This is a genomic window from Ruegeria sp., assembly GCF_028066395.1.
Classification (GTDB): domain Bacteria; phylum Pseudomonadota; class Alphaproteobacteria; order Rhodobacterales; family Rhodobacteraceae; genus Ruegeria.
In genome coordinates, this window is record NZ_JALCBM010000008.1 from 9995 (window position 1) to 35478 (window position 25484).

A 25484-nucleotide genomic window follows, 5' to 3' on the forward strand; every position below is an offset into this window, starting at 1 on the left:
TGATGCGCAAAGACATCGACGGGCCGATCAACGCCACCGCGCCGGAACCGGTACGGAACACTGAATTCACGCAGGCGCTTGCGCAAGCCCTTCACCGTCCAGCCATGATGAAATTCCCCGCGCGGATATTAACGACCCTTTTGGGGGAGATGGGCCGCGAGACAATGGTCAGCGGCCAGCACGTTCTGCCAACTCGGTTGCTGAACCACGGGTTTAGGTTCACCCATCCGGCATTGGCTCCGGCCTTACGTGTGATAACCGGGGCGAAACCTGGCAGGGCAGAAAGGCCAGATCAGGAAAACCCGGCCCAAACCCCGTTACTCCGGAGCAAATGACAGGACGGTCAGGAACAAAAATGCCGAAGGCGGGGTGGGATATTGGCGGTTCACCCTGTTCCTGAAAAGCTTTGATCCAATCCACCAGTTGGCTGGCTAAGCGACGTGAATCCAAACCCGCACGAGACCACAGTCAAATTCGGCATGGCGGGCAAACAATCCGTGATCCCGAGGCAGCAGCAGCCCCCTCAATAATGCGGCGGGCGTTCGTCTCCGAATACAACCCCGCCTGACCCTTCCTGTGCCCGCTCAGCCTCGCGCTGCAACAGCATCTCAACCCGGCGGGTCAGGCGGTCGATCTCGGCCTGTTGGCTTGTGACGACCGTGTTCAGCTCTTCGACTGTGCGGGTCAGATGGGCGATCTGTTCTTCCAGATGCTGCATTGGGTTCTCCTTATACGCTGCTCATAGCGACCCTGTGACGCCGTGGCCAGAGAAACCCCGCCTTGCCCCGATGCGGGGCATGGGATAGACCGCGCGCGGAACACTCAGCCCCAAGGACGCCCCACATGGCCAAGCCCAAGAAACAGCCCCGCCCCAAGGCCGTCACGCCGAAAGGGTTTCGTGACTATTTCGGCCAGGAAGTCACGCAGCGCACCGAGATGCTGCGGACCATTGCGGGTGTCTATCATCGCTATGGGTTCGAGGCGCTGGAAAGCAGCGCGGTCGAAACGGTCGAGGCGCTGGGCAAGTTCCTGCCCGATGTGGACCGCCCGAACGAAGGCGTGTTCGCGTGGCAGGAGTTTGACGAGAACGATCAGGGCGACTGGATGGCCCTGCGCTATGACCTGACCGCACCGCTGGCCCGGGTCTATGCGCAACACCGCAACGATTTGCCCACGCCCTATCGCCGCTATGCGATGGGTCCGGTCTGGCGCAACGAAAAGCCGGGTCCGGGGCGGTTCCGGCAGTTCTATCAATGCGATGCGGATACGGTGGGCACGGCCTCGATGGCCGCTGACGCGGAACTCTGTGCCATGCTGTCCGATGCGCTGGAAACCGTGGGCATTCCGCGCGGCGACTATCTGGTGCGGGTAAATAACCGCAAGGTTCTGAATGGCGTGCTGGAAGCGATGGGGCTGGCCGAGGACGCCGGTGCCCGCGACAACGTGCTGCGCACCATCGACAAGTTCGACAAGGTGGGTGAACAGGGCGTTCGTGAGCTGCTGACCAAGGGCCGTCTGGACGCCTCGGGCGCGTTTATCGACGGCGTGGGCCTCAGCGACGATCAGGCCGAGCCGGTGCTGGCCTTCCTGACCTCTAAGGCCGCTGACACCGGCGGAACGCTGGCCAATCTGCGCGCCGCCGTGGGGGCCAGCAAAATGGGGGCCGAGGGCGTGGCCGAACTGGAACAGATCGGCGCGCTGCTGGACGCAGGCGGGTACGGCTCGGACCGGATCGAGATTGACCCGTCCATCGTGCGTGGTTTGGGGTACTACACTGGCCCGGTTTATGAGGCGGAACTGACTTTTGAAGTGCTTGATGAAAAGGGCCGTAAGCGGCAGTTCGGATCGGTCTCGGGCGGCGGTCGCTATGACGATCTGGTCAAGCGCTTTACCGGGCAAGAGGTTCCGGCCACCGGCGTCTCGATCGGTGTGGATCGCCTGCTGGCCGCGCTGCGCGCCAAGGGACGGCTGAGCGCCGAGGCGACAGGGCCGGTTGTTGTCACCGTCATGGATCGCGACCGGATGGCCGATTATCAGGCAATGGTGGCCGAGCTGCGCAATGCTGGTATCCGGGCCGAGGTCTATCTGGGCAATCCCAAGAACTTTGGCAATCAACTGAAATATGCGGACAAGCGGAACTCTCCCATCGCGGTGATCGAAGGCGGTGACGAAAAGGCCAGCGGGATCGTGCAGATCAAGGATCTGATCCTGGGCGCCAAGATCGCCGAAAGCGCCACGTTGGAGGAATGGAAAGAACGCCCCAGCCAGTTCGAAGTGCCGCGCGGCGATCTGGTCGCCAAGGTGCGCGAGATATTGGACAGTCAGGGCTGACCCATGACGAACACCTCTCAGATACAGGCCCGCGCCGCGATGATGCGTGTCCGGTTCGAGGCCGCAGGCGCGCAGGTCGTGGACCCTCCGCTGTTGCAACCGGCGGAAACGCTGCTGGACCTTTATGGCGAGGATATCCGCGCCCGCGCTTATGTGACATCCGACGCGCTGCGCGGCGAACAGATGCTGCGCCCGGATTTCACCCTGCCCGTGGTGCAGATGCATATGAATGAAGGCGCTGAACCCGCGCGCTATACCTATTCCGGCGAGGTGTTCCGGCGGCAGGAGCATGACCCGGACCGGCCCAATGAGTACATTCAGGTCGGCTATGAAGTGTTCGACCGCAATGATCCCGCTGGCGCGGATGCCGAGGTATTTTCACTGTTTGCGCTGCAATTGCGCGGCCTGCCCTTGCGCGCGGCGACCGGCGATATCGGCATCCTGACGGCGGCGGTTCAGGGTCTGCGCACCACCGACCGGCGCAAGGCGGCGTTGATGCGGCATCTGTGGCGTCCGCGCCGGTTCCGCGTTCTTCTGGACCGGTTCGCAGGGCGCAAACCGGGGCCGGAAGGGCGAGATACTCTGCTGGATGCTGAAAACCCTCTGGGCTTGGATGTCCCGATGATCGGCAAACGCCGCGCCTCCGAAATCGAGGCGCGTATCGAAGCCCTGCGCGAAGACCGTGACACCCCGCCAATTTCGGATAACGAGTTGGCCGGGCTGGAAACGCTGCTGAATGTGCGCGAGACGATGCCGTTTGCCTTGGAACAACTGCGTGATATTGCGGTCGATCTGCCCCAGATCACTCCGGCGCTGGATCGGCTTGAGGCGCGCGTCGCCTCGCTGCAGGCACGGGGTGTCGATGTCGAACGGCTGGATTTCGAGGCCTCGTATGGCCGCACTTCGATGGAATATTACGACGGGTTCGTCTTTGGTTTCTACGCCGAAGGCCGCCCTGATCTGCCACCCATCGCCACCGGCGGGCGCTATGATGCGCTGACGCGGCAATTGGGCAACGGCGCGGAAATCCCTGCCGTGGGCGGCGTGCTGCGGCCTGACCTGATGCTGGAGATTGAGGAGGACGCGCAATGAGCCTGAAACTTGGCGTGCCCTCCAAGGGTCGGTTGATGGAAAAGACCTTCGGCTGGTTCGAAAAGCGCGGCATCACCTTGTCGCGCAGCGGATCGGATCGCGAATATGCGGGCAAGGTCGAAGGGATCGACGGGGTCTCGCTGATCCTGCTGTCCGCCGGGGAAATCCCGCGCGAACTGGCCGCCGGACGTATCCATATGGGCGTCACCGGCATCGATCTGGTGCACGAGAAACTGCCGCGTTGGGAGCAGCAGGTCGAAGAGGTCTCGCGCCTTGGGTTCGGCAAGGCTGACCTGATCATCGCCACACCTGCCTGCTGGGTTGATGTGGACACTCTGGATGATCTGGACGCGGCAGCGGCGGCCTTTCGCAAGACCCACGGGCACCGGCTGCGGATCGCCACCAAGTATCACCGGCTGGTGCGCGAATTCCTGACCGAGGCGGGCGTGGCCGATTACAATCTGGTCGACAGTCAGGGCGCGACCGAGGGCACGGTGGTGAACGAAACCGCCGAGGCCGTGGCCGACATCACCTCGACTGGTGAGACCTTGCGGGCCAATCACCTGAAAATCCTGTCGGACGGGCTGATCCTGCAATCGCAGGCAACGCTGTGGCGCAGCCGGGTAGCGAAATATACCGAACAGGATAAGGCCGCCTTGTCCGCACTGCTGGATCGTCTGGCCTAAAGCACCCCGATTTCCGCCAGCGCCCGGTTCAGATCGTCCGGCAGGGCATCGTCCTGCTCACGGGTCTTGGGCAGGTCGGCGGGCGTGTCTTCGGGTTTCAGATAACGCCAGCCCTGGAACGGACGTTTCAAAGCAGCCTGGGTGCGATGGACCTCGGGGTCCAGCACGATGGCGCAGCGGCGAATGCCGTCCTCGCCGCGCACTTCATCCAGCCGCAGGATGCGCTGGCGACACTGGATCACGCCCTTGATGACCCAATAGATCGACCCGCCGTTCAGAATCTCGGCTTCGCGCTTGGGCCACATGCGGGTCACGTGGCGCGGGCATCCGTCCTCATACAGCGGCTTGCGGCTGTCCTGCCACGCCATCAGCGTGTCGACACTTTCCGAGCCAACCGAGAGTTTTATGAGGTTTACGTACTTATCCACAGCTTTCCCACAGAGTCGTCCAGATGCCCCGCTTGATATTGTAGCTCGGTATTCACTTTCATCAAGGTGTAGTGGGTGCTAGGTTATTAACCTTATTCAATTCAAGGAATCACCAATGAGCCGCTTTGCCGCCCCCATCGCCGAGCAGATCTGGGACATGAAATACCGCTTTAAACAGGCGGATGGCACGCCCATCGATCAGACGATCGAGGACAGCTGGCGGCGTATCGCCCGCGATCTGGCGCGAGTCGAACAAGACCCTGCGCATTGGGAGGAAAAGTTCTATCAGGCGCTGGAGGATTTCAAATACCTGCCCGCCGGACGCATCACCGCGGGCGCGGGCACCGCGCGTCAGGTGACCCTGTTCAACTGCTTTGTCATGGGCACCGTGCCCGACAGCATGGGCGGCATTTTCGACATGCTGAAAGAGGCCGCGCTGACCATGCAGCAGGGCGGCGGCATCGGCTATGATTTCTCGACCATTCGCCCGCGTGGCGCGGATGTGCATGGGGTCGCCGCAGACGCCTCGGGGCCGCTGTCGTTCATGGATGTGTGGGACGCAATGTGCCGCACGATCATGTCCGCAGGCTCGCGCCGGGGGGCGATGATGGCGACCATGCGCTGTGATCACCCGGATATCGAACAGTTCATCACCGCCAAATCCGACCCGGCACGCCTGCGCATGTTCAACATGTCGGTGCTGGTTACCGACCCGTTCATGGAGGCCGTCAAGGCCGATGGCCCGTGGGAACTGGTCTTTGGTGAGAAGGTCTATCAGACGGTTCAGGCACGTGACCTGTGGAACAAGATCATGCAGGCGACCTATGACTACGCCGAACCGGGCGTGATCTTCATCGACCGGATCAACGCGGCCAACAACCTCAGCTATGTCGAAACCATCGCGGCCACCAACCCCTGTGGCGAGCAACCCCTGCCGCCTTATGGGGCGTGTTTGCTGGGGTCTGTGAACCTCGCGCGGCTGGTGGCTCAGCCGTTCGAGGACGCGGCCCATCTGGATGAGGACGCTCTGCAAGAGCTGGTCGCCACTGCGGTGCGCATGATGGACAACGTGGTGGATGCGTCGAGATTTCCGCTGCCGGAACAGGCTGCCGAGGCACAAGCCAAGCGCCGCATTGGGCTGGGCGTGACGGGTCTGGCGGATGCTCTGTTGATGCTGGGCCTGCGCTATGGGTCTGAGGAGGCGGCGCGTCAAACCGAGCGCTGGCTGCACGCGATCGCCCGCGCCGCGTATCTGGCGTCGGTGGATTTGGCGAAGGAAAAAGGGGCCTTCCCACTGTTCGATGCCGAGAAGTACCTGTCTAGCGGCACGATGCAGCAGATGGACGAAGACGTGCGCGACGCGATCCACGAACACGGTATCCGCAACGCCCTGCTGACCTCGATTGCGCCGACGGGAACGATTTCTTTGTACGCCGGAAACGTGTCCTCGGGGATCGAGCCGGTCTTTGCCTATGCCTACACCCGCAAGGTGTTGCAGAAGGACGGCTCGCGGACCGAGGAAGAGGTGGTGGATTACGCCGTTCAAATGTGGCGTGACAAGTTCGGCAACACGGACCTGCCGGACTATTTCGTCAACGCGCAGACGCTGTCCCCGTCCGATCACGTGCGCATGCAGGCGGCGGCGCAGAAATGGATCGACAGTTCGATCTCGAAGACGATCAACTGCCCCGAGGATATTTCCTTCGACGCCTTCAAGGACGTCTACATGCAGGCCTGGGATCATGGCTGCAAAGGCTGCACCACCTATCGCCCGAACGATGTCACCGGCTCGGTCCTGACGGTGTCAGAGAGCGACGACAAAGCCCCCGGAGAAACCGCCAATGCCCCGCATGAAGTGGATGGCGGCGAGGTCGTCTACATGTCCGAACCGCTGGACCGCCCGCAATCTCTGGAGGGATCGACCTACAAACTGAAATGGCCCGACAGCGAGCACGCGATCTACCTGACCATCAACGATATCGTCATCGGCGGACGTCGCCGCCCGTTCGAGGTGTTCATCAACTCGAAGAACATGGAGCATTACGCCTGGACGCTGGCACTGACCCGCATGATCTCGGCCGTGTTCCGGCGGGGTGGGGATGTATCCTTTGTGGTCGAAGAGCTAAAGGCGGTGTTTGATCCCCGCGGTGGGGCTTGGGTCAAGGGCAAGTACATCCCGTCGATCCTGGCCGCGATTGGCGGTGTGATCGAACAACATCTGATCAATATCGGCTTCCTTGAGGGCGAGGGCATGGGTTTGAAATCCGACCCTCAAGCGCAAGTGGTCAACATGGATGGGCCGAGAGGCAAGGCATGCCCGTCTTGCGGCCAGTTTGATATGGCGATGATTGAGGGGTGTATGACTTGTCGCAGTTGTGGATATTCGAAATGTAGTTAGCCGATACGAAGTGTTGTTGTTGTGGCGTTTCACGCGACATGACCTAAACGTTTCAATAGATCATTTTGGCGGGTGATATGAGAAAACGGCCTCGGATTTCACCCGGGGCCGTTCGCATCTTTGATTGTGTCGGTGAAGAACGAATGCGCTGGGCTGGCGGTTCTATCAAGAGCTGAAGCCAAAGGCGGCTAATCGGAAGTTCGCGGCGGTCACAACACCACCAATAACGTTCGGCTATCTCGATGCGGCAAAACTGTCGCGCGGCAAAACGCTTGAGACGTCGGCATTCGCGCGACGGTTGCTACATGCGGCCCGCTACGAGTTCGGGTCGAAAATTGGGCTGATCATATCGGCTATCAAACTAGCATTGCGCGATGGGAACCAAACCCTGGAACAAAGTCACTTCGCGGGCGCCTATCGGAAACAGAAGCGTTGTGTTGATGCGTTGAACCCCTTCATTGTAGAGAATTTCCGCTCCATTAAGACGGGTCAGCTTCTCAGCGGTGCAGAGCTAGAGATAGCGCCAGCAACCAAGAGGGGGGCTGCATAATGCAGGTATTGCCGATCCTCATCTCATTGATGTCGGGGGAGACCCCGGCATCCTTCGCATCCCGCCTGGCCTGGGCGAATGGTCTTTCCTTTGCCTCGGAGTTCTGCACCGATCAGGGCTTTACGCTTCAGGCCATCGCTGACGGCGATGAACGGGCTCTTTCGATCCTCGCCCAGCTCGGCGGAGTGGAACTTGCTCAACTGATGTGTGGTGTTGTTTGCAAAGTGTCGATTGGGCAGTACCGGCTGGCCGGGCAGCTTATCGAGAAACGCTGGATCACGCGCAGGCGCCTGCGGTTCTGCCCGGTGTGTGTCGTAGAAGACATCATGGCAGACACGGCGGGTGGTGCGGCACAGCGATGCGCGTGGCATGTGCCTTCGATCCGGACATGCAGCCACCACCAGGTTAGGCTGTATGACGACGACAGCTATTCACATAGCCGAGGGCCCCATGATTTCGCCGGGCGTATCCGCGATCTCAATTTGGGCACAGATCAGTTGAGAGATCTGGGTGCATCGCAGGTCTCAAACGGTCTGGAAGAATATCTCACCCGCCGATTGGCGGGTGAACAACAGGGCACATGGCTCGACAATATCGGGTTCGGTGCGGTTGCGCTTGGCGCTGAGATCTTCGGAGTTGTCGATCTGTTTGGTATCGATGCTAAGCTGAAGCATTTATCCGACGCAGAAAAGCGTCGCGCAGGTGCAAGGGGTTTTGAGCTCCTGTCCGAAGGTGAAGAAAGAGTGTTTCACCTGCTGCGTCGACTGCATCGTGAGGCCGGTTCCCCCATATCTCTTTCGCGCAGAAACTACGGCTGCCTGTTCAACTGGCTGGAACAATCCCATGCAGAGCAATACGAGCCCTTGCGAGATCTTGTCAGAAAGTTCTTCGTCGAGACTTATCCCATTGGAAAAGGCGAGCCGGTGCTTGGCAAACCCTGTGCAGCCCGTCGTGTCCACAGTGTTGAAACCTTGCGGCGGGATCTGGGGCTGGGGCGTCGTCAGACAGTTGAGCTGCTTGGTGCCAACGGCTTTCTGAAGCCGGAGGGTCAGGTAGGTAACTCTGCGAAAGGTGTTGTGCTCGACGCACAGGCATTGGCGCCACTGGTCAAAAACTTTGCGGGGGCGATCTGTCAGGTAGCGGCTCAGAAAAAAATCAATGCGCCGAGAGCACAGTTTGGCGCTCTTGTTGCAGGTGGGATCATCCGACCCATCGCGGGTTCTCCAGCCGGGCAGCCTTATTATGATGAGAAGCAGCTTGATACGTTCCTCGCCAGTATCGCGCCGCGCACAACGATGGCCAAAGCGGATGGGCTGGTCGGTATTCAGTCGGTCTGCCGCAAAGCTGTTGCTGGTGCAGTCGATGTGGTGCGACTGATCCAGAATGGCGAACTGAAGACTGTGGTCAGGGATGTCGAACAAGATGGATATCTGTCGGTGCTCCTGGACCCAAGGGAGGTCGCTGAAGCGTTGCGCCTGATCAGACCGGACGGGTATCTGCGCTCGACCTTGGCGGAGTTCCTCGGTGTCAATGCATCTACCCTCCGCCATCTGGTGGACAAAAGCCATCTGAAAATGGTTCGAGCGCGTCATCCTGTGTCCCGGAAGTCGGTGCAGGTGGTGCCGTATAGCTCTGTCGACCGTTTTCTGGAGCGCTATATTCCTGCAAAGCACTATGCGGAATTTCTTGGGGGCAGCACCCGGAAAGTCGGCGACCAGCTCATAAAGGAGCGGGTTCCGTTTATCCAAATGCCGGAAGAGTGTGGTGGACGCATATTCAGGCGGAGTGAGGTGACCTCCGGCGTGGAAGAACTGGCCAATCGCCTCCCGCTCTCGCATGATGAAATTGCCTGGCCGGAGTTGTGAAGGTGTTGAGATGAGCAGAGAAAGCAAATTCCTGAGTTTGGTGCTTCGGCACAAACCTGAAGAGATTGGTCTTCAGCTCGACAGGCATGGCTGGGTTCGCGTTGAAGACCTGCTGCGGAAGCTGAAGAAAGCCAACCGCAAGCTAAGCCGCGACGAACTCGTTCAGCTTGTCGAAGGTAACGATAAGAAGCGCTTCACCCTGTCTGATGATGGCCAGCGCATCAGGGCAGCCCAGGGACACTCAATTGATGTGGATCTGGGCCTGGAACCCCAACGCCCACCGGATGAACTATACCATGGCACCGCCAGCGCCAATTTGGATGCAATATTTGCCGACGGGCTAAATCCTGGGCGTCGCAAGCAGGTTCATCTTTCATTGGACCCTGATACAGCCGAGCGCGTCGGTCAGCGGCACGGAAAGCCGGTTGTTCTACGTGTCGAGGCGCAACGCATGTATGAGGACGGTTTTGAGTTCTTTCGTGCTGACAACGGTGTTTGGCTCACAGACAAAGTGCCCGCGACCTATCTGGGGTTCGGTATGATCGCAGAGCAGTGGCAATGCACCTGACCACAAGATAAATGGCCAAGATGCTGCATTCGAGCGTCGCTGCGTAGGCACGCCTTCAAAGTGTTCCTGTAGTGCTCACCTTTCCGCACCAGTGGGCTTCCTCCAGTTTACTCCGCCTCTTCTAATCAATGTGTTTTGTACCGTGCAGGTTGTTTTCCCTTGGCATGTCTCGACATCGCGAGCCATTGCGATTGTCGAAGATAATCTCACCCTGGACACGTTGATTTTCGGCACTCGGTTCGCTAGGGGACTTGGAAAAGATGGGTGCAAGTCGCGCCATTTGCGTGTCCGTAAACCAGATGAACTTAGGCTTGTTAACAGCTCGTTTTTGACGCGTATAATACGCAGTCTTGGCGAAACTAATCGGCTGATACTGGACTGATGGTGGCCATTTTGCTATCGTCAACCCTATTAAAACGACGATTATAGTCCAAAAAATTTAAACAAGTAGGTTTAAGCGACATCCGACGACGGTGCTGATTATGACCTTCACTTGTTGGGAAGGTAGCGATTTATGCGTGGTGGAATCCCGTTCTTTTTCGGCGGATTGATCGCTGTAGCCCTGCTAATGCTATTCGGTTGGTCGGTGTATCAAATGATACAGGAGGTTTTGGCGCATTGCGGCCATGTGGAAGGTCAACCGCCTGTGGATTGCCAGCCTCCCGACACACCGCTAGTACGAGAGGGGCTGATCTATGTTGTCACAACCGTGGGCGGTCTGGTCTCGGCACTAGTTATTGCCGTACTCAGCGTCACTAGACCGGGTGGTGCCCCCGAGATGGCGGGTTTTTCGCCCACCGGTAGATGGACGCGCCGGCTGACGAATGGCGTTGTTTCGCTTTATCTGATCTTATGGCTCATCGCGGGCCTCAGCGCCTTGGTGTACGGTGTGATGTGGTACCCCGGCATCCTGCCGACGTTAGGCGATATCGGTACAACCTGGCTCGGCCTCGCCGTATCAGCAACCTATGCTTATTTCGGGCTGAATCCGCCGGCAAAAACCGAAAGAGCGGACGCAGAAGGACCTCGGACCGAAAGGACGACTGGCGATCTGGTGCTGCATCAGAAAGTTCCCAATGCCAGTGAAGTTGCCAGTTCCGGTGCGCTGGTCAAACGCATCAACAGAACAGACCCTGAATTTGCCCAGCTTGTCAGCAACCAAAACGCGCAGATCATATTCAAGGATGAGGAAGGTACCGGCGCCGACAGGGTGATGTCGGCGCGGCTGATGGAAAAGCTCGACAAGCTGGCTACAGCTGTGGCGGCAGAGTGGAGTGGAGTCAAACTGCGCGTGACAGAAGCGTGGGATGAAGACGGCGAACATGCCAGCACCTCGTTGCACTACGAGGGCCGCGCTGCAGACCTGACGGTGTTTCCGCTGGATGGCGACAAGCTGGGTCGTTTGGGGCGGTTGGCCGTCGAGGCGGGATTTGACTGGGTCTTCTTTGAGGACTCCAGCCACATTCATGTATCCGTCCGCACCTAGTGAGCCATTTTTTTATGATTTTCCGGCTAGCGGCTCGACGCAGGCTAATATGGGGAACATCCGATGACGTTAGTGCAAAGATCTTTCCGCTTGTTTGGCAAGTTCCGGTTCGGACGCCGACCTGATGAGAGCGACGCTCAACCAACTCTTGGTAATCTGTTGGAAATTTTTCATGCGCCGTATCCGGGCGAGCAGGGATTACGCAGTTTTGCGCGAATACGTCGTGTTGGTCCAGATGATCCGCTGCCTGCGCCACCGACGGAGGCCGAACTTCCACTTGTCGAAGACAACATTTTTCTCGATGACGCACGCGATGGGATCGAGGCGGAGCTGAGGACACAAGCCAACGTCACCTTCTGGATCAGTGAACCGCCAGAAAATCACGCCGGAACCGGCGGGCGACGGTTGTTTCTGTTTGACGCCCTCTGTTTGGATCAGTTCGTGCAGAGCACGGCCCAAATCGCGTCGGACCGCTACCCGCTGGTTCCGCGCTTCACTGAGGATTACCGGCGTCGCAGTTCTAGGGTGACGTTCGGCAGTGGACCAAATACTTTCCTGATGCGGCTGGAGCTTGGCTTTGCCATGCCATTGCCGATGGGTAGCCGGGCGGAGATGTCGGACGGACCTGGCGGAGCGTTGTGCCTAGGAGGCACATACAACACGACCCATGCCACTGCGGATGAACTTACTGTCTCACAAACGACTCTGATCGGACCATCGAACGATACGACGACCGTTAGCCGCCGAAGCCGGTTCGGCCGCTACGGCGTCGGGGAAAACCCGCCAGGCAATAGGCCGATTATCCGCATCAGTGAGGCCCGAGGCGCCCCCCAAACGCGAAGCCTGCTGGCCGCGTTAGGGCTTGTGGGTCAGAGTGAGGCGTCAGCCAGCGATCATGTGGTGGAGTTCACATCCGCCTATATTGACGGTCCCAAGGGGCCGCACCACCACTATGCGGTGGCCTGCCGTCGCCGCGTCCAACTGGAACGTGCCACCCATGTCGACATAATTAGCGGCAAGGCACGACTGGATCTGACGAATCAACTGGGCGGGATGCTTGAAATCGACCAGCGCAGTGTGCTGGTTGAATGTCATTGGGGGATTGATCTGAGCGACGACGCGGTGCGCGCCACTCTGCATGGCGGTGCGGACCCTTTGAAAGCCAAGCTGAGGGCCAGTCTGCGCTGGACGTCTACTGCACGGCTGGCCAACGGTACATTGGGACAGGCGGAAACCGGAGAACCACTGGATCGCAGGAATCGTTTGATCCTGCGCGCTGGCGGTTTGGAAGAAGCCGCGCGCATGTCATCGGTGGCGCGCAATGCGTTGACTGCAACCGACCGCCAGCCGCAGTCAATCTTGCCAACCCTGTCAGACTCTTCTAGCAGCTCCAGAAAAGCGGTGCCATTGATCGCCTATGCGCGCCGATTGAGCAGTTCGATGGTGCTGGGCGGAAAGCCCAGCATTCAGCGGGGCAATGCCGACTCTGACGGACTGGCGCGGTTCGGCATCACGCTGGACACCGATGTTTTGGCTGGGGCGCAACAATCGGGCCGCAGCCTCGATTACGTGCACCTGCCATCTATCAAGGAGGGTTGGCCTGAATCGAAGCCTTGGATCTATCCGCCGAGTTTCCCGCCTCCGCTGCCGATGCGCATGGTGTTGGCAGGATTTGACGACAAGGAACCAGACCCGAACCCCACGGTCCATCACAACCACATCCGCCTTGGCCACGATGCGCGAATAATCCACGAGGCCTCGGCAAGTATATTTGACGACGGCTCCGTGAATGACGGTGTTTTCATTGGCATCGGCAATGACAATGACGCCGCGGAAACACCGCATGAGGGCGACGCTCATTTCGCCGGACTGGAGGCTCGACTTGGATCGCTGGCTTTCACACGCGCGGGACCGCTCCTCGTTGCTGACCGGTCCGCCGCACTGGGCAACCAAAGCCGGCTGGTGATCCGCAGGCGCGACCGACGCGCAATCAACCGGCGCGCCGCCGCAGCGCAGATGCCCAGCCTCGATATCGAATGGACGCTTGCGTTCGCCATCGACACCGCGCAGCCGGTCACCACGGATATCCCTCATGGGGACCGAGATGAGCGCCCGAGCGATCTATTAATTCGTGAAACGCCGCTGGATGAATTTGCGGATTTCGGGACGGTTTCGGCCTTTGAATTGACTGTCAAGGAGCGTCTGCAGGACGACCATGACCGGCGTTTGCAAGCCGAACTGCACGAAAACACCAGCGCGGGTGCTGACGGCGTCGCCACTTTCACCGTGCTCAGCCAGGCGCCGTTTGCCGCCTATCGCTTCAGCCGACGTCCGCTATCGGCAAGTGCTGATCCGACAAAACCGGTGGCAACGTATGACAGCGATGCCCGCGAATGGCGCATGCTGAAAGCCGCCGAAACCTATCAGTACACACGCCCTGCTGGCGCGACTGGTGAGGACGCCGACAAGCCCGGCATGTTGGAAATTCACGACCCCGCCCATCGCGAGGGCATCATTTTACCGGCTCTGCCGCCGGAAAACGGTGTCGAGCGTAGGCATGTGCTGGACATGCGTCTGTCGCCACCGAGCACGATCTGGGTAGATCCCAGCGATCTGACCCGAGATTTCTTTCTGCCGGAATACGCCGGGCGGGAGCTGTTCCGCCAGCGCGGTGACTTCGGACTTGGCATGAAATTGACAGCGTTGCGGTCCGAGCTTCTTTACGGCCTGTCGCTTGGCCTTCTGGTGCCGCAAGGTGATGACGGCACGCCGGGGCCGCGCATCGCCGAACTGCAAACCTTGACTGGGCGCATGGTCGGTCGCGCCGATGGCGACACAAATCTTACCTTGCGCCAGCGCTGGCGTGACCTGCGCCGCGCTTTTGAGGAGCGGCCTGAACGGCTGGAGGTCTGGACACTGGATGCGGCGCGGGAAAACCCCTTCGTACCAGCGAAATTTAGTGACGGGCTAAGCTTTTCACTCCGCCACACGGCGCTTTTGGCACCGCCTGTCAAGTCTGGTGACTATGCGCCCCAAAGCGCGACACCAGGCAATGTCGAACCCCCGCGCTTTCATCCACATGGCCTGTCAGGCGGCGCGCTTTGGCCGCTGGAATCCGCCAACATCAACCGCGTCGTCGCCGGTAACCCCGTTGGCAGCGATGGCACGCTTGACGGCGTGGTCTTGTCACCACTGGGCGACAGCGGCAATCAGACGGTCCGGTTTCTGGACGGCTACGTCACCATCATCACGGAGACCCGGGACGGCCATCTTCACAAGCAGCGGGTCGAAATTCTAGGCCGTATTGCCGGGCTTTGGCACCGAGCCAAACATGTGGTGATCTATGAGCGCACCACTGCGCCGTCGCCGCAATTCACCCCCAATCCGCATCAGGAGACCCGCTCCCGGCGACCAGTGCTCCGCAAGGTAGAGGAATTCGTTGAAATCCTGCAGCCGAGCCGCCGCTATCCCGATATGACCGATATCGCCCCGCGGTCGCGAGGCTTTCTGGAAGAGGTACGTTTCAATTCCAAGATCATCCATGTCAACAGCGCCTGGGGGCGCGATGTGGGTACGCAAGGCTGGGAAGTGCCGCTTTGGAACCGGGGTGAGGCAGAGGTGCGTCCGCAGATCTACCCCTATCCAGATGTCGCGTTCCTGACTGTGGGCGAAGGGAACAGCACAGCACCACAGGCCATCCAGGAATGTCTGGATGTTGACAATCTTTATTTCTACACCGATGCCCAAGCCGCCGAGATCACGCCCGATACCGACGCATGGCCGGTAACGCACGGTGTGGACACCTGCAGTCTCGGATCGCCCAGTATCGTCCACAAGATCATGACTGACGCGGCCAAAGCGGCCGAAGATGGTGCAGGAAGTCGGCGCACTGCTGCTTCGCGGATATTGCCGGGACTACGGCGCTTCACTTGGCGGCTCGCACCCTCAGTGACGCGCACGCGGATCAACAATGAACGCGGAACCAAGCCGATTTTCGCGGGGCTGGAATCCGTCACACTGATGCGTGATCCAGGCGGATCTGTTAAAGATCAGGAAAGCGTGACAACAGCACTTGCTAAACGTCCGAATTTCATCAGGTTCTCAGACAATCTGCCCGCCGGTCTGTCGCTGCCGCTGAGCCGTGCCAACCCGCCTACGGACGTGCCCGCCTATCAGAGTGTCGTTGACGCGGTAGAGGCGATCAGCAACGCCGGATCTCCGAGCGTGGACCAACTACGAAACCTGGCAAACGCGCTGGACGCGCTCGCCACAAAGGACACCGTCAAACTCATCGATGAGGTGTTGGATAAGGACAGATCCGGTCTTGTCGAAAAAGCGAAAACCCTGCTCGGCACCGCCGACAAGCTGGTCAGCCGCGCCCGAGATCTCGATGCGGAAGATTGCCAATCGATCGCGGCAAGGGCGGCTGCGACGATCCGCCAACGCGAGCTGTTGGCGATACAGATGGCGCGCCAGGCGGAATCCGAGGCATTGGCGCGTATTCGCGCGCTCGACGTTGTCAGCCGCGAAGATGCCAAGCAGATCCTCTATGACATGCTCGTCGACAACACGCGCGACCTTTTCGATCAGGCGGCACAGGGCCTCGGGGATGTGCGCGGAGGAGTGGCCACAGCCCGCACCGTTGTCGCCGACTGGCGCAACGATGTCATTGCCGCGCTCACCCGCGCGCGCGCGCGGGTTTCCGTTCTGCGAAATAACTATGACGACAGCAAACCCTGGTCGCGCAACCGTATCGATCAGGCCCTGGCGCGTGTCAAAGCCGAGTTCGACGGCGCTGAGAAGGAGGCGCTCGCCGCACTCGATGAAGCTCGGCTGCGCCTTGCCACCGAAATCGACGCCGCGGCCAATGGGGTCGGTGCGCGGGTGACCCAAACCATCGCGCAGGTGTTGCGCACCGAACAGAAACTACTAACGCGATACGCCAGCATCGCGGATGCGGTGATCAATGGCGCGGTTGCCACCTCAGATCAGATCGACAAGCTGCCAAGCCAGGCCAAGCTCGATGCGGCAGTAGCTGAGCTGGATACCAAGGCGAATGGGCTTAGCGACGGCACCATCAAAGACAATGCGCTAGCCACTGTTGCCACGCTGAATTCTGCAATCGTTGCCATCGATATCGACACGCGAAAATCTGATGCGAAAACAATGATCAAAAAAACGCTGGAGGTCACCGAAAGATCGCTCACGGACATCAGCAAGGCCACCACGAAGGCCGCCAGCGATGCCGCCACCGCGCTTCAGGATGTTCAGACGCTGATCTCGGCTGCCCAGACGGCGGCAAATGAGTTCGTCGACGAAGAGACCGGGGAACTCAAAGGCTTTGCCAACCAACTGCACGGTGAAATCTCCGCCGCCGCAGAAGAGGTTGCACAGGCGCTGAAGGACGAGTTGCGCCAGTGGAAAGACGAAACCGATGCGCTCGATCAGGCGGTGGCAGAGGCCGAAGCCTGGGTCGATACCAATAAACGTATTGCCGAAAATGCCGCCAATCAGGCGTTGAGCGCCATCGATCAATGGCTGGCGTTCTTTGACGACCGTCTGGAAGCTGCCGAAGATGTTCTGAACAACCAGTTACGCCAGCAATTCGCAGCGCAGGTGATAAACCCCGCGGTCGATGCGGTTTTTGAAACAACCAACTGGCCGGATCCTTCAGAGGCTGCCGCCGTGAAAGCGCATGCCATTCTGGTGGTTCAGACCCTTGCGGACCGCTTTGAAACCAAGCTTCGGGCGTTCACAGAAATCCCGCTGGCGCAGATCGAAGAGGCGAAACAAGCCTGCATTGCGCTGATGGGTTACAAGGACAAGCTGTTTGAGGGCATCGACGCGCTGGCCACGCAGGCCGAACTCGAGATGAAGGCCGCGCTGGCGCCCTACAAAGAGCTGCTGAACGAAGTAATCGCCACTCCAGCCGACTGGGCGGAGCACGGCGCGGAAATCCTCAAAGGCACCAACAAACTGCTCGACACCACCAACGAGATCGGCAACCAGATTGCCGAGGCAGGCGAAAACGCACGCGCCTATCTTGATCGGGGCGCAGAAATCATCGCACGCGCCGGCGACGCCAAGCCCACCGAGTTACCGGGACTGGCCCTGCAATTGATCTCTGCGGCGACGCAAGCCCCAGAAATCGCAGCCTTCCGCACCAATGCCGACCGCATCCGCGTGCTGATGGATGATGCCAAAGAGGTGTTGGAAACTCCTGCCATTCGAGGGGCTCTTGACCAATTGGGCGATGCACTGAAGGCGTTAGGGCTGGACTTCGATTTCAAGGAATTCGGCGACAGCTTCAATTTGGATGCCAGCAAGGAGGGCCTTCTGCGCCGTCTAATCCCCGATCTGGGCGGGATCAAGCTTTCGGATATGTTGCCGCGCGCCAACATTCCCGGCGGATTGAAGAATGCAGTCAAGGTCACCCACGATCTGGACACAAAGGCGGGCCGCGCATGGGTGCAGGCGGATGTCAATGTGCCGCTGCCCGGGCGTGAAACGCTCTTCACTATCGGTCCTTTCACGCTGTTTTTGAAGAACAGCCGCCTGACGGCTTTTGTCCGCGCCGAAGCCAGCAAGGATCAGAAAGAGGTCGCGCTGTCAGATCAGGCGCTGTTACTGACCAACATCGAGGCAGTGGTGGCCGGTCAGATCATGGTCACGCTGCAAGATGTCTCGATCAGCTATTCCAGCAGAGATCAGCTTGATTTCAACATCGATCCCAAAAAAATCCGCATTCATCAGACCATGCGCTTCATACAGGATACGCTGGGATCCATCTTCGGCGATGAACTGGGCGGGCTGAAATTCATCAAGGAAAGCGGCATCCCGGTTGGTGTCGAACACCAGTTCGCCATCCCGCCGATTTCATTGATGTATGGCACCTCTGGTGTTAGCAACTTGCAGATTTCGAACCGTTTTTCGCTGCGCGCGTATCCCGATTTCATCATCGCCAACCGGTTCAACCTGTCGCGCAGAGAGCTGCCGTTCCTGTTCTCGATCTTTATCATCGGCGGCACTGGCTATATTCAGGTCGACACCGAATACCGGCCCTTCGACAAACAACTCATGGTCGTGGTCGAGGCTGGCGCAGGCGGCTCAGCCGCGCTTGGTTTTGCCTTCGGCCCGGTCTCCGGCAGCGTGTTTATCACGCTTAGCGTGGTGTTGCGCTATCAAAAGCAGCTTGGCAGCGGTCCAAAAACCGATGACGGATTGTCGGTTTCGGTGGTGCTGGTTATCGCGGGCAGCGTGTCGCTTTGGGGGATGGTTTCGATCTATCTCGGGCTGATGCTGTCAATGACCTATCACGAAAGCGGGCGCATTGACGGGCTGGGTCAGCTCTCTGTCGAGCTGCGTATCTCGCGCTGGTTCAAACTGCGGTATTCAACCCAAGTTAAGTACCAGCTACGGAACGGCCGCGCCGCAACCCAGGTGACATCGGAAACCTCAACTTCCGGTAAATACAAGGAAGCGCTGAAAAAATTCGAGACGCTCGAGAAGGCGAGGAAGTCGCTATGAGTGCTATCATTCACATCGCCGCCGAGGCGGAACCGACAGAACTTCATGGTCATGACGACGCATTGGAGATCTTTGGCGCGCATCTTGCGATCGAGATGGACGTGGCGGATGAGGACAGCGCCGAGGCTGCGGTAGAGGCGTTTCTGACAGCACTGCCGCTAGGCAAGTTTTTCCTTTTTGCCATCGACAGTGCAAATGCCGTCACCAACCTCGGCGAACTAGACCGCGCCCACGCGGTTTCGGCCTCTGACGGCGCCGTGATGGCCTGGCTGCGGGACGCGCGCGACGCTTTTCGCGATCTGGCCAATCAGACGAAGGAATTGAGCACCGGCCTGAGATCCGACGACGATATCGCGTTCTTCAACAGCCCGTCACGCACCGACGCGGATATGCGCAACGCACGGGCGGTTGATCTGCTCAGAGCGACCGCGAAGTGGCCCGCTCCCATCGCGCAGAACGCTGGTCTGACCGTGCCGCTGATCTGCAATATCGCGCGTGACGAGACCAGCCACAATGTGGTGGTCTTCATCGACGCGCACCTTGACGTCGATACCCTCACCTTTGCTGCGGAAGTGGATGTAAACGCTGAGATTGCGAGACTGACGGTGACAACGCCCGACGGCTCCACATTCAATATCCACACCGGAATTGTCGAGCGCTACGATGAGAGCACACTTGGCGCGCTTTTTGAAAAAACCGGCAAATTCAAGACGCTGGAAAATGCTGACGCGTTGGCACGCCTGACGTCCCGGATCGAGGAATTGGCACCGTCGCTACTGACAAGCTCTGCGATAATGGACGACATTGCGCTGAACGAAAATCTTGTGCGCACGCTTGCCGGATTGGCCGATGACGATGCCATTCCGCCCGAGACAGAATTGCCGGAGGCGGTGCTTCATTTGCTCATGCAGGCCGGGATTGTCACACTCTTCGACGTGCCGATGATCGCGTTGCAACTTCCGGCACCGGCGCCAAACAACACTGCATTCGCGGTTCCCCGCAGTGCCATTTTACAACGTCTGTCGCGTGGTATTGCAAGCAGGTTTGAGCAGGAAAATCCCGCGCTAGATGTCGACGAGGGACTGCTGTATGCAAGGCTGCATGCCGCCCTCCACTCGATCTTAGGGACCTTGCACACCGCCGGTCCACCACAAACCCTCGAAAGGCTGTGGACCAGCCTTGCACCGGTGATCGCAGATAACGATCGCATGCCATTGCTTGAAAAAGCGGTGGTCGGCGAGATTCCGGAAGCGCGGATCGCATGGTTTGAATGGCGCGAGAAGGTTGAGGATTACTCCGCGCAGCTTGCCGAACTGGCAGTGTTGCTGGAAAGCGAAGCCGGAGCCGAGTCCTGGTTTCTCGGCCTTTGCGACAGCGCGTTTCTGAAGGATGGCGCGTTCGCAATTGATCTGGGTGGAACCGGGATTCCCGAAGACCAGATCGATCCCACGCTGACTGGGCCGGAGCTCGACGAAGCCAGGGCCAATCTGACCGCCAAACTGACCAGCCTGTATCGCGCGTTCCGGGATGATATCGAGGGCCGCTTTAACGCAGCGGAGGCGATGCGGCGTGATTTCGGTGCGCTCGTTCTGGCGGAACTATCCAAGGGCATCACGCTTGACAACCCCGATGATCTTACGTTTGCGCTCAGCGACAGCGACTGGTTCCGTCGCCGTGTGGCCGGAGTCAGCAACCCGCCCCGTGCCCTTGACGGGCTGATTGCGCCATGCATCCCGTTGCCGCTGATCAACCAGCCCGCAATCACCGAACTTCTTGCATCAGCGTTCCATCAGCGCAGCAAAGAGATCCTCGCGAAAACCGAAGCTCTGCAGCGGTTTCGGCCGGATGCCAGCCCGCAACCATTGCCGATCCGCATCACTGACAAAATCGATCCGGAGCAAATCGACAGAGCGAATGCAAGGACCTGCGGCCTTGGATTTCTAATCCGCTCAAAGACAGTCGACGGCTCGGCCAGCGAGGATCATCACATCAATCTTGTCGCTCTTCTCGACCGCAAGACGGATGACGCAGTAATTGCCGACCCAACGGTGCTGCCGACTCGACCAGTGATGACTCCCGGCAGTGCGGGTCTTTTTGTGACCTATGGCGGCGCACCGCTGGCCTCACCAAACCGACCCAAGCCGGGGCAGGGCGGGGCTGATATGGACCCAGTGCAATTTGCGCAAAGCCAAATGGAAAGGCGCGTGCGCGGTTACCGGATTGAGGACTCCGCCGACACGTTACCCTTGCCGGCGCTGGCTTACGGCCGCAGATATGCCGTTGCAGGCTATTGGCTGCCGGGCTCCGGCGTGCTGCCTGCCGGTGTCCGTCGCGCCGGATCCAATCTCTTTGCGCCCGGATCACCCAGTGCGGAGTTTCACGCCCCTGACGACGCCCTGGTACCCTATCTTCGTCGCACAGCCATCGGCGACATGGAGTTGCGGACCAAGACTGATCTCCCCAAGGATGTCCATCCGTTGGCAAACGACGACCCTCGCCTTGTGCTTGAATGTTTCAACAATGGAAGGCGCCAGATAGATCTCAACAGGCGTGCCGACGGCACAGGAGGTCTGAAAGGCGAGAACCGGTTCAACGACGACGGCGTGCAAATCGGGCATGGCGGCGAAATAAGTCTTCACGGCGTGGCCTTCAGCGGCGACCTCGTCACTGATCATCTCGCAGTAAAAGTGCTTGGGGAGGCCGATGCTGAAATCGGGACCGCGACTCTGGCGTTGGATGGCGATATCTTGACGATCGTGGTCGAACTCTCGGTGCAGAGCGCCGCGTATTGGCTGCGTCTGATGTGGAAGACGGATGCGCCTACCGGCGGGTGTCTTAGCTTCAATGACCCGGCACACGAGCAGCAACAAGACAGCGCCGGGCGGCAAAGTCCGGTGGCCGTACTGGCACCGGATTCGAGTGGGTGGACCAGCGCCGCATCGCAAGACGTTACGCTCGACGCTCCGCGCGTGTCATTCGCCGATTTCGAATGCTGGGCGCGCAATATCTCGCTATGGGCGGACAGCGCAGGCAATACCGAAGAGGCGAAAAAGTTGTTTGCCACCCTCAGATGGGCACAGGCCGTTTTCGAGGAAACCGGCGATGCCTATGCCGAAAAGATGAACAGGCTGCCGGACCCGGCGGTCCGCTCACTGGAATTGTTTGCCGCAGGCTCCGATCATTTGGATGGAGATCGGTCACTGGCTGGGCAGGCCCACCTATCATTCGAAATCTCGCCTTATGATCCGGCAACTCTGCCGCTTCCCAGCTCGCCGGGCATCGCTGTTCCGGGAGCGAATAAGCTGACACCGGATCAGTTGAGGCAAGAAGAGGACGAGATTTTTCTAAGGAAGATCCAAGAATTGCGTGATCTGATCGATGCCATTCATGATCGGGCGCGAGTCGTGTTCAAAATCCAGAGCGGAAGCGGCACGCGACCGAGCTTCAGTTTTGATCAGGGCCACATCCTCACCGTTCCCGAAGGCTGGGTGGTGCGTCTTGCCGCACAACCCGCCGTGCCTCGCCGCTACTTTGAGGGTATGGTTGACGGTATAGCGTTTGACAACGGCATGCTACAACTGGCCCAAGGGTCGATCGACGAGATGGTGTTGTTTGACGGTGCAAAGCTTCAGATCGAGGCGATGACCGGCATTCCAAACGAAATGACGGTGCCCGCTTCAACACTGCAGAGCACGACACGCGGGGCTGAGCGCGCCTACGCGCTGGATTTCCTTCCCCGCGGCGAGGATCGGATTTTCGCCGCCGCCCAGTTGATTGTGCAGCAATCGCGCCCTACCGGCCGCCCTATCTATCGCTGGATCGATCCCGTGCCGAAGGGGCGTTTTGCCGAACGCCCGGTGGTTGGTATTACGTCGTCAGCAGATCAAACCGGCGAAGTTGGCCACGTAACTGCCGCTGCACTGGACGCTTTCGAGGCCGACGCCTTTTTTGGCATCGGGCGGGATGACGCTGACCGCAAGTCGGTGATCCGCCTGCAGCCCGCACCGGCTGTCACACGGTTGGGTACACAGGAGTGGCCAGAGCGCTCCGCCGCGTATTTTCGCCACCGGTTGGAACTGCGCAGCCGTTATGTCGGTGCTATGCTCGACCCAACCCTCGCCATCGTCAGTGTCGAAGAAACGGGCGCAGCGAGATGGGCTACCCGGACCGTTATCCTTGCCGACCCACTTGCCGCCGATCTGACACGGCCGCAACTGCGCGCTTTCTTCCCGGTTCAACGAATGGTGCAGAAGGACACAAACACTCCGATCCCACCGGTTGCTTGCGTGCTCGCCGAGCCGCCGTTTGAGCAACTTGGTCTCGCCGACCGGTTGGACGCCGACTTGAAGACTATCAACACCTATCGGATCAACGAGGAACCGTTTGGGGATGAGGGCGAAACACGCGACCGTCTACGCGTTGATGGATTACGTAAGGAATTGGGTCCTGACCCACGGCTTAGCTACTTCCCTGTAGAAGACAAGGAGGCGCGTGCTGCGTTGTTGGCAGTCGAAGGGCCTGTTGGCCTGCATTTTGAGGCCGACACCGTCAGTGCGCCGGCCTTTTCGAACAGCCAGTTCCTGCTTCATGTTGCTGTGGACGACACCGGCGTGGCCCTGCCCGCCGAGTTGGAGGAGAGCTTTGCCGGGGTGTCGCTGTCGCGCTACTCCGACCCTGCCTGGAGCTATGTAAGAGATATTGAAAGCCGATCTGTCCCGGTCGGTAGCTTGCCTGGGTACAGCGCGAGTTGGATTGATCTGGACGCGTCGCTCAAGATCGGGACCGACGAAACAAGCGATGTCGTTCGTATCGAAGAAACCGGCGGGCAATACACGATCAGCGTCAGTGCAACGGCTCTCTTCAAGGAAGGTGGCGAGGGTTTCAAGGAACTGTGCCAGGTCGCGGCCAATTCCGCCACGGCCTCTATTCTGATCAGGCCATTGGGCGACGACCGCTATCTGTTAAGCGTGCACAAAACGTCTGACGCTACATCCCCTGATGAGGTCATGGATCAGGGGCGCATTGATCGCCCGCAACTGATTGCATCGGTTAGTTTCAAGGCTTCAGGGACATTGCAATTCCGCCCTGCCGTCCAGGTTCGCGCCACCCGACAGTCGGACGCGACTTTTGTCGAATGGGTCCGAACGGCACGCGATATGTCCCATGTGGCGCTGCGTGGCGAGGATGATGAAGCACAATCCGATCAGCGGCTCAGACTCGACGAATTGACACCCGTTCTTCCCACATCGGGCCGAGGCAGGCTGGTGTTCCAGAATGCGAATGCCGAGGAATGCCGGATCAGCAGTCCGATCACGCTCCGCCGCTATCCGCTGCACGTGCACCGTCACCTTGCCTTGCTGGTGCGCAAACCATCTGCCCAGATCGGCCATCAGATCGACCTGTTTGATCAGGCTCTTCTGGCTGACGGCTGGGGGCAGGCGGTGCTGGATGTGGCACCGGGAGCTTCAGTCAGTTTGGCAGAGCTTGAAACCCGTGCAGAGATGGTTCGCGTTCAGGGCGGACCCCCCCGCAATGATGGATTGGAACGCTACAATTCGGGACATTTCGATCTCGCCTCGTCTCGCGCCCGGCCCGTCAACGGGCAGGTGCCCAATCCGATCCGTCAAATGCGGTTGCATTTCCGGGCCGCTAACCAGCCTTTGGATCTGCGCCTACTGCGTTTCGATCTTAGGATTCCCGGTGCGCCCCAGCGCGACGAGGTTGTTCTGTCGCTTGATCCAGCCATCGTGTCCAGCCGCCGGGTCTGGTCATTTGATCTATTCTTATTTCAGCAGCCGAATGGCCCCGACGGAAACGAGCACATGCCGCGCTGGAGTATTCGCTGGCCAGGTAGCGACGAGGAACAGAAAGGTGAAATCCCGTCGCTGGCGCAGTTCTTTGGTGCGGAGTCCTTCGATCTGACAGTGGTGGATCAGGCAAATCTAACCGATGATCGCTGGCTGGACGTGTCGTTGCTGCACAGCGTCAAGTTGCGCGGATCAAGCCAGTCGCCGCTTGCTGACAGCTTCGATTTCGACTGGCTTTTCGGGACTGTGTCCGGAGACGAGGCCTTACCTAACGCGCTCACTCCGGTACGGCTCAACCACCTGCCAGAAGCGCAGGCTCGCTTGATCGGGCAATCGGACCCACTGGACATCCAATTCAAGTAGGTTGCGGCTAGATTCGAATTTCAACAGCGAGGCTGAGCCGCTGAGGTAAGGCCTCGATCTACAGCTGGAGGATCAGGCAATTCGCTAGGTTGTAAGAAGAGAACCATGGCTAGCGCACACCCACATTGATCGTGTCTGATAAGGACCAACCGCCCTTGTTTCTTTCTGTTTTTGGGTCCGACGAGAGCGACTTTCATCTCATCACTTAGTGGATTGTCATGTGGCTTTTATCAGATCACTCAACGCCCACTAGCTTCCATATCGGGGTGGGATCACAGCTACCCCCACAACATTCACAGCTCGCCGTTCCGCGGTCGCCTTCAGAACCGCCAAATCCGGTTTCCTTAAGGACCAAAACGGTTCGAGGCGTTCCATCCAGTACG

Annotated in this window: 12 protein-coding genes; 10 read left to right on the plus strand and 2 right to left on the minus strand. The window is 59.3% G+C overall.

All coding sequences use genetic code 11. The annotated features are described in order from the left end of the window. On the plus strand, positions 1–335 hold a 335-nt coding region (locus MPJ51_RS04525; RefSeq protein WP_298382401.1), incomplete at its 5' end, for a DUF1731 domain-containing protein. Positions 336–523: 188 nt separating this feature from the next. Here MPJ51_RS04525 and MPJ51_RS04530 read toward each other — a convergent pair. After that, positions 524–718 (minus strand): SlyX family protein, encoded by a 195-nt coding sequence (locus MPJ51_RS04530; protein WP_298382404.1) that lies wholly within the window; start codon positions 716–718, stop codon positions 524–526. A gap of 125 nt (positions 719–843) precedes the next feature. Between MPJ51_RS04530 and hisS the strand changes: the two genes are divergently transcribed. From hisS to hisG, 3 genes are read left to right on the plus strand one after another with little or no spacing between them, the layout of a single operon-like run. Beyond that, complete coding sequence (gene hisS, locus MPJ51_RS04535) at positions 844–2331, plus strand: histidine--tRNA ligase (protein ID WP_298382407.1); 1488 nt, start codon at positions 844–846, stop codon at positions 2329–2331. A gap of 3 nt (positions 2332–2334) precedes the next feature. Then, complete coding sequence (locus MPJ51_RS04540; protein ID WP_298382410.1) at positions 2335–3423, plus strand: ATP phosphoribosyltransferase regulatory subunit; 1089 nt, start codon at positions 2335–2337, stop codon at positions 3421–3423. Further along, positions 3420–4109, plus strand: coding sequence for an ATP phosphoribosyltransferase (gene hisG / locus MPJ51_RS04545; RefSeq protein ID WP_298382413.1), 690 nt, complete (start codon positions 3420–3422; stop codon positions 4107–4109). The genes MPJ51_RS04540 and hisG overlap by 4 nt, the downstream gene beginning before the upstream one ends. On the opposite strand, the gene MPJ51_RS04550 is transcribed toward hisG, so the two are convergent. Beyond that, positions 4106–4537, minus strand: a complete 432-nt coding sequence (locus tag MPJ51_RS04550) for a DUF1489 domain-containing protein (protein ID WP_298382416.1) — start codon at positions 4535–4537, stop codon at positions 4106–4108. The genes hisG and MPJ51_RS04550 overlap by 4 nt on opposite strands. A gap of 115 nt (positions 4538–4652) precedes the next feature. On the opposite strand from MPJ51_RS04550, the gene MPJ51_RS04555 reads away from it, so the two are divergent. The 6 genes from MPJ51_RS04555 to MPJ51_RS04580 all read left to right on the plus strand — a co-directional run bounded on the left by MPJ51_RS04555 (position 4653) and on the right by MPJ51_RS04580 (position 25101). Continuing rightward, complete coding sequence (locus tag MPJ51_RS04555; protein ID WP_298382419.1) at positions 4653–6935, plus strand: adenosylcobalamin-dependent ribonucleoside-diphosphate reductase; 2283 nt, start codon at positions 4653–4655, stop codon at positions 6933–6935. Positions 6936–7484: 549 nt separating this feature from the next. After that, on the plus strand, positions 7485–9350 hold the full coding sequence (locus MPJ51_RS04560) for a TniQ family protein (RefSeq protein ID WP_298382422.1): 1866 nt from the start codon (positions 7485–7487) through the stop codon (positions 9348–9350). A gap of 10 nt (positions 9351–9360) precedes the next feature. After that, on the plus strand, positions 9361–9918 hold the full coding sequence (locus MPJ51_RS04565) for an RNA 2'-phosphotransferase (protein ID WP_298382425.1): 558 nt from the start codon (positions 9361–9363) through the stop codon (positions 9916–9918). Between the two features lie 514 nt (positions 9919–10432). Continuing rightward, positions 10433–11404 (plus strand): hypothetical protein, encoded by a 972-nt coding sequence (locus tag MPJ51_RS04570; protein ID WP_298382428.1) that lies wholly within the window; start codon positions 10433–10435, stop codon positions 11402–11404. Between the two features lie 63 nt (positions 11405–11467). Further along, positions 11468–18931 carry a hypothetical protein gene (locus MPJ51_RS04575; RefSeq protein ID WP_298382431.1) on the plus strand — a complete coding sequence of 2488 codons (7464 nt, stop codon included), beginning with the start codon at positions 11468–11470 and terminating at the stop codon, positions 18929–18931. Next, complete coding sequence (locus MPJ51_RS04580) at positions 18928–25101, plus strand: hypothetical protein (RefSeq protein ID WP_298382434.1); 6174 nt, start codon at positions 18928–18930, stop codon at positions 25099–25101. Before MPJ51_RS04575 ends, MPJ51_RS04580 begins: the two co-directional genes overlap by 4 nt. The last annotated feature ends 383 nt before the right edge of the window (positions 25102–25484 follow it).